Below are 6,259 nucleotides of genomic sequence, written 5' to 3' on the forward strand. Positions count from 1 at the left end.
ATCCCGACGATCTGCCGACCCTCGTACGATTCGCTCACAGGGGCCTCCTCAAATCGATGGTGTGAGCACCCCGAGCATGAGCCGGGAGTCACGAGGAGCGGAGGCCCCGCTCCTTCATCACATCAGGGGACCAAACGACCAGCTCGCGCCGTAGCGGGTTGTGACACGACTGTGACCGGGATCGGTAGCCGACGACGGCTGAGCAGGAGTGGTCGGATCCACCGCTGAACCGGGGGCGTCGCCGCCACGACCGGCATGCGGCGCGCGCAGGGCCGCCTCGTCGCGTCCTCGAGCCCGTGCGCATCAGCGCGGGTGACGTGGAGGGAGGTGTCGCCGCTTGTTTTGGATGCTCGGCAGGATGATGTCGCCAGGCTGCTCGTTGTGGCACCGGTTGCGGGCCTCCACGGGGCGCCGATCGGAGTGGTTGTCGATCAGGAGCGCTGGGCTTGCTCCACACGGGGGTATGGTCCTGGATCGTGGAGGGCGGCGAGGGCCACGGCGGGGCCAGCGAGGAGCTGGTCGTGGCGAGCCGCCGGTTCGGAGACGTCGTCGTCGTGTCGGTCTCCGGCGATCTGGACATGGTCACCGCGCCGCAGCTGCAACCGGCCGTTGAGCAGTGCCTGGCTGGTGGTGGCGCGCTGCTGGTGATCGATCTGTCCGGGTTGACGTTCCTGGGTTCCGCCGGGCTGAAGGTGCTCCTCGACATCTGTGACCTGGCCTCCGAGCAGGCGTGGGCGTTTCGTGTTGTCGTGGGCGAGAACCGGCAGGTGATCCGGCCCCTGGAGATCACCGGCCTTGACACGGTGCTGCCCGTTCATCACAGCCTCGCGCAGGCATTGGGCGGGCACCGTCGGCCGGAGATGTGAGCTGACCCGTTGTTGTGGGTAGGCGTCCTCGTGGCGCGCTGTTGCTGACAGCTCATCGGCCAGCTCGTTGATCTCGTGTAGCTCGAGGGGACGGATGGGTCGTTGAGTGAGATCGGAGACAACGCGCCGTGCGTGTTCACGTTGCCGGCCATCCCGGCTGCGGCGAAGACCTCGCGGGTGCAGCTGCGGTACTGGCTCGAGCGGCTGCGATGGCCCGCCGACCAGTGCCACGACATCGAAGCTGCGGTGAGCGAGGCCGTGAGCAATGCGGTGGAGCACGCGTACGGGCCTGAGGTGGACGGCGCGACCGTGACCGTGAACGCGGTGCTGGAGGTTCTGCCGGACCGGTCGCGCCGGGTCCGGGCGAGTGTGGCTGACTATGGACGGTGGCGGCCCGTCCCGGGAGATCTCGGACACCGGCGTCTGGGGCTGAGGCTGATGCACGGCTTCGCGGACCATGTGGTGATCAACGAGGGTGACGGCGCCACCGGCGGCACTGAGGTCGTGCTGCTCAGCGCGCCGATCCCGGGAGAGCAGTAACCGGGCGGACACCTCCCGCTGCTTCCACCATTTCACCAGCCTCGCGCACGTCCTCGACCTCGACGTTGTGCCGATTGCCCTGGGTGCAGGTCTGCCCTCGTCCAGGTGCCGGAGCGGGGGTTCATGGGGGTGGCGAGACCGGCATAGGCGGCGACGACAGCTGTCCCGCGTGCGTTCGGTGCCAGCGCGCGGGCGGCAATCGCCGCCGTGTCACGGTCGGCGCTTGCCTCGTCGCCGGCCAACCGGATGTTGGGCAGCGCCACGAACCGCGGCGATCAACGCTCAAAGCGGCCGCCATCCATCGAACTGCGGTCCGCCGCGGCTGCGTCGGTGGCTGCCACCAGGCCGGGGAGGGCCTGCGGCCGGCGCGGCGCCGGAGAGCAGGCATCGAAGACTCGTTCCAGGGTCGAGGACGGGCTTTCTGGGTAGCCGATGGTGTCGGCCCGGAACCCTCTGGCAGCAAGGTGAACGACGCCCAGCGGCGGCGGGCCCGTGCTGCTCACCTCGGCGGTGTGGCCTCGCGTGCACGCCCCACGTGTAGCAACGGCGGCGAGCGGGTGCTGCTAGGCCAGCACGCGTCCGGGGGCACTCCGGTCGTGATCGAAGCTTGTATTCAATGGACCGTTAGCTGGCCTGGTAGGCGCTGGCGCGCGAGGTCGGCCCCGCGAGGGCGTCGGGCCGCTTCCGAGGTGAATGAGTGGCGATGCCGCAGTGCGAGGTGTGCGGGAACGACTACAAACGAGGCACCGGGGCGCGTCGCCAGCGCCAGGCGCGCCGGCATCCTGGACGTGGCGATCCCGAAGCTGCGCGAGGGCTCCTACTACCCGGACTGGCTGCTCGAGCGCCGCCGCCGCGCCGAACGCCGCGAGCGCGGAGAGCCTCGGTCTCACGGCGGTGCTCGGCACCCTCGCCGCCGGCGCGACCCTGCTCGCAATCGCGCTTATCGACGGGTTCTCCGCGATCGAGGTCGGTCATCGGAGCGTACGTCCTCATCGTCTCCGCGGTGCTCGCCTGGTACGTCGCCAGGGTGATGATGTTGGAAGGCACGTTCAAGCGGTCAGGCCGCGGAAGAACCCGGCGCCCGGGGCGCGGCCGCTGCGCGACCAGGCTTCCGGACAGATCCGCGACGGAGATCATTGACGCAACCACCGTGGTCAGCTGCTCTACCAGCGCCGAATCTGCACCAGACAGGCGTTGGCGCCGAACTGGAGGGGTTGATGCCAGACCGCTATCGCATAGACTTCTGCGCCGGTTTCACTCGCGTGCGCGAGCGCCCAGCGCAGCGCGTCGCGAGATGCGTCCGATCCGTCGATCCCGACGACGATCCGCCGCCGGCGGTCACCCGATGCTGAGGGCTTGTGGTCCGGGGGTCGTCATGTCGTCTACCGGGTCGTCGGGGCGCACTGGGGACTCACGGGGAAGTCCTGTCGGTTCGGTATCCCGTTCAGCCATCTCGCTGGGGTATCCCAGCCTGGTCGCGTCATCCCGGGCTTGTACGGACACACGGGATGCGCGGATGACCGGCCGACGGCTCGGGTGCCACGGCGGGCTTGTACCCGCACCTCGAGGACAGCAAGCTACGTTCCGGCGTGGACGAGGGCCCGAGGAAGCGACAACGGCGGAACCGCGTGGCTCGCCCGGGAGGGGCTCCTGCTGAGGGTGGCCTGGCTGCAGGCGAGGGAGCCCGGCGTGTCGAGGGCGGCCGGGGCGGGAACGGCCAGGGTGTGGTCACGGGCGCGATGACGGTCCAGCAGGCGATCGACGAGATCGGCTACGGGCGCTTCCAGCGGCGGATGCTCGCGGTCTGCGGGGTGACGTGGGCCGCGGACGCTGCCGAGGTGCTGTTCATCGGGTTCGCGCTGCCGTCGATCCGGGCCGAGTTCGGCCTCGATGACGTGACCAGCGGTCTGCTTGCGACCGTGACGTTCGTCGGGATGCTGCTCGGCGCCTGGTTGTGGGGTGCGGTCGCGGATCGCATCGGCCGCCGGTCGGGCTTTGTGCTGACGGTCGCGATCTTCGCGGTGTTCGGGCTGCTGTCCGCGTTCGCGCCGAACGTCGGGTGGCTGCTGGTGCTGCGCCTGCTCACGGGGTTCGGCCTCGGCGGGGCGCTGCCATTGGACTTCGCGCTGTACGCCGAGTACCTGCCGAGCCGTAATCGGGGCCGGAACCTGGTGATCCTGGAGAGCTTCTGGGCGGTCGGCACGGTCGTCGCGGCCGGGCTGGCGTGGGTGCTGGTGCCGGTGGTCGGGTGGCGGCCGCTGTTTGCGACGTCGGCGCTGGCGGCGCTGCTGGTGCTGTGGATCCGCGCGCGGATCCCGGAGTCGCCGCGCTATCTGGCGGTGAGCGGACGCGCGGACGAAGCGCAGGACGTGATCCGGGCGGTCGCCGAATACAACGGCCGACCGGCGCCGTTCGCGGCGATCGTTGCGCCGCCGCCGTCGGCCCGGGTCGGGGTCGCGGCGCTGTTCTCCTCCTCGTTGCGCCGATCGACGGTGATGCTGTGGTTGGCCTGGTTCGGCATCGCGCTCGGGTACTACGGGCTGTTCGTCTGGCTGCCGACGGTGTTCGTCCGGCAGGGGTTCGGCTTTCTGCAGAGCTACGGCTACGCGTTCCTGCTCGCGCTGGCGCAGTTGCCCGGTTACTTCTCGGCGGCGTGGCTGATCGAGCGGTGGGGCCGGCGGCCGACGATCGTCGCGTACCTGCTGCTGAGCGCCGCGGGGACGTTCCTGTTCGCGCTCGCCCCGGGCACCGGGCTGCTGCTGGCCGGCGGCATCGCCATGAGCGCGTTCTCGCTGGGCGCGTGGGGCGGGCTCTACGCCTACACCCCGGAGCTGTACCCCACCGTCGTGCGGGGCACCGGGTTCGGGGCCGCGAGCGGGATGAGCCGGATCGGCGGTGCCATCGCACCGATCATCGGAGGCTCGCTGCTGGCCGCTTCGCTGGTCGCCCCGCTCGCGGTGTACGCCGCGGCGTTCGTGTTCGCAGCCGTCGCGGTGGGCCTGCTCGGGACCGAGACACGCGGCCGCTCGCTGACTGACCTGCTCCCAGCCGCGGAAGGTAGGAGTTGACAGCGTGTGCGGCTGCGGTGCAGATGCCGGTCCTGACCTCCTGATGTCCGGGATCCCGATGTCGATCGGGTGCCGGGCACGCTCGTCCGGCGCCGTCCGCTCGCTGTTCGACATCGATCGTCTCGTCGACCGATCCTGCTGAGCGCGGGGTGGCCCGATGCGTACGACTGGGGGGCGCTGATGACCGGTCGGGGCCGGCGGGAACCGGTTTCAAACCTCCCGTTACGGTAGGGAGAGCGCCCGAGGGGCCTGTCGAGGCAGCGCGGCCCGACCGTCCCCGGCGCGCTCACCCGGTCCGGTGCTCGACCCACTGCTCGCCGGATCCACCGATCACCGATCCGACGTCTGCCTGCGCTCCTGTGCGGCCGACTCGGGAAGGACGAAGTCGTGCCCTCGTTCCACCGGAACGCCCCAGCCGATCCCGGTCCGTTCACGCGCGGATGGGCCGATGCCCGGGTCACCACCGCAGGCGCTGCCGCGTACGTCCTGACCGCGCCGGGGCAGACCGCCGCGGTGTCGGTCTTCATCGACCCGCTGGTGGCGGAGCTCGGCGTCAGCCGGGCCGCGGTGTCCACCGCGTACCTGATCGGCACGCTGGCCGGGGCGGCCGCCCTGCCCTACGTCGGACGGGCGATGGACCGCTACGGGGCCCGGCCGGTGCTTCTCGCGGTGGGTGCCGTGTTCGGCGCCGTGCTCGTGGGGCTCTCCGCCGTGACCGGGCTCGTGGGCCTGACGGCGGGTTTCGTCGGCATTCGGTTCGCGGGGCAGGGTGCGCTCACGCTCGTCGCGACGACGCTCGTCGCGTACCACGTGCAGCGGCGGCTCGGCACGGCGATCGGGCTCGTCACCGCGGTGGGGTCGGCGGGGATCTCGCTCGTGCCGATCGGGCTCGAGGCCCTGATCGCCGAGCACGGCTTCCGCACCGCATGGTTCGCCCAGGGCATCGCGGTCTGGGTGCTGATCGTGCCGATCGCGCTCCTCGGCGTGCCACGCCGCAGGCCGGTCGCCGACCCCGCGCCGTCCGGGGCGGACGAACCCGCCCCGCCGCCGCGCGGGCCGGGCCGGGCGGTGATCCTGCGGACGCCCATGTTCTGGGTGCTGGCCGGCGGCATCGGGGTGCTCTCGATGGTCGGCACGGCGCTGACGTTCCACCAGGTCGACGTGCTCGGTGAGCGGGGGCTCACCTCCGCCGAGGCGGCCGCGACGTTCCTCCCGCAGACCGTCGCCGGCCTGTCCTGCACGCTGCTGATCGGGATGCTCCTGGACCGCATCTCGCCGCGACCGGTGATGGTGGGCTCGATGCTGGTGCTGATCGTGGCGCTCGTCGCGGGCGGCTTCATCGGACCCGGCTGGGGTGCGCTGCTCTACGGGGTGTCGCTCGGGGCCGCGGGCAACAGCTTCCGCACGGTCGAGGCCGCCGCGCTCCCGCGCTACTTCGGCACCGACAGCATCGGGGAGATCCGCGGCATCGTGCACGCCGTGGCGGTGGCCGCGTCGGCCGTCGGCCCGGTGCTGCTCGCGCTCGGACACGACTGGACCGGCACGTATCGCCCACTGCTGCTGGCGATGACGGCGCTGCCGATCGCGCTCGGCGTCGGGGTGCTGCTGGTGCGCGAGCCCCACCCGGCCGCCGCGCCGGCCCCAACCGGCTGCGGAGTGCACTAGAGCGTGTCCCTTGGATCATGGGACGGGGTCGCGGAGCCAGATCCTGATCGAGGCGACGTCGATGGTTCCGCGGAACATGTAGTCGCGCTTGTCGTAGCGGGTGGCGACCGCGCGGTGGCC

5 protein-coding genes and 1 pseudogene are annotated in these 6,259 nt (G+C 71.2%); 5 read left to right on the forward strand and 1 reads right to left on the reverse strand.

The window, feature by feature from the left end; translation table 11 throughout:
- Positions 1-476: 476 nt before the first annotated feature.
- From KME75_RS39145 to KME75_RS39155, 3 genes and pseudogenes are all read left to right on the forward strand, one after another.
- A complete protein-coding gene (locus KME75_RS39145; RefSeq protein ID WP_219420013.1) occupies positions 477-866 on the forward strand; it encodes an STAS domain-containing protein in 390 nt (129 codons plus the stop codon).
- Positions 867-998: 132 nt separating this feature from the next.
- Positions 999-1,406, forward strand: a complete 408-nt coding sequence (locus KME75_RS39150) for an ATP-binding protein (RefSeq protein ID WP_219420015.1) — start codon at positions 999-1,001, stop codon at positions 1,404-1,406.
- A gap of 770 nt (positions 1,407-2,176) precedes the next feature.
- A pseudogene (locus KME75_RS39155) lies at positions 2,177-2,266 on the forward strand (transposase); the annotation flags it as partial.
- A 303-nt stretch (positions 2,267-2,569) separates the two neighbouring features.
- Here KME75_RS39155 and KME75_RS45450 read toward each other — a convergent pair.
- The gene (locus KME75_RS45450) at positions 2,570-2,731 is read right to left on the reverse strand and encodes a universal stress protein (protein ID WP_219420020.1); all 162 of its coding nucleotides are present in this window, start codon (positions 2,729-2,731) and stop codon (positions 2,570-2,572) included.
- A 414-nt stretch (positions 2,732-3,145) separates the two neighbouring features.
- On the opposite strand from KME75_RS45450, the gene KME75_RS39165 reads away from it, so the two are divergent.
- Together KME75_RS39165 and KME75_RS39170 are read left to right on the forward strand one after the other, a co-directional pair.
- Positions 3,146-4,474, forward strand: coding sequence for an MFS transporter (locus KME75_RS39165; RefSeq protein WP_219420017.1), 1,329 nt, complete (start codon positions 3,146-3,148; stop codon positions 4,472-4,474).
- Between the two features lie 387 nt (positions 4,475-4,861).
- Complete coding sequence (locus tag KME75_RS39170; RefSeq protein WP_219420018.1) at positions 4,862-6,139, forward strand: MFS transporter; 1,278 nt, start codon at positions 4,862-4,864, stop codon at positions 6,137-6,139.
- The last annotated feature ends 120 nt before the right edge of the window (positions 6,140-6,259 follow it).

Origin of the sequence: Pseudonocardia nigra, assembly GCF_019396355.1 — a bacterium.
GTDB classification, from domain to species: domain Bacteria; phylum Actinomycetota; class Actinomycetes; order Mycobacteriales; family Pseudonocardiaceae; genus Pseudonocardia; species Pseudonocardia nigra.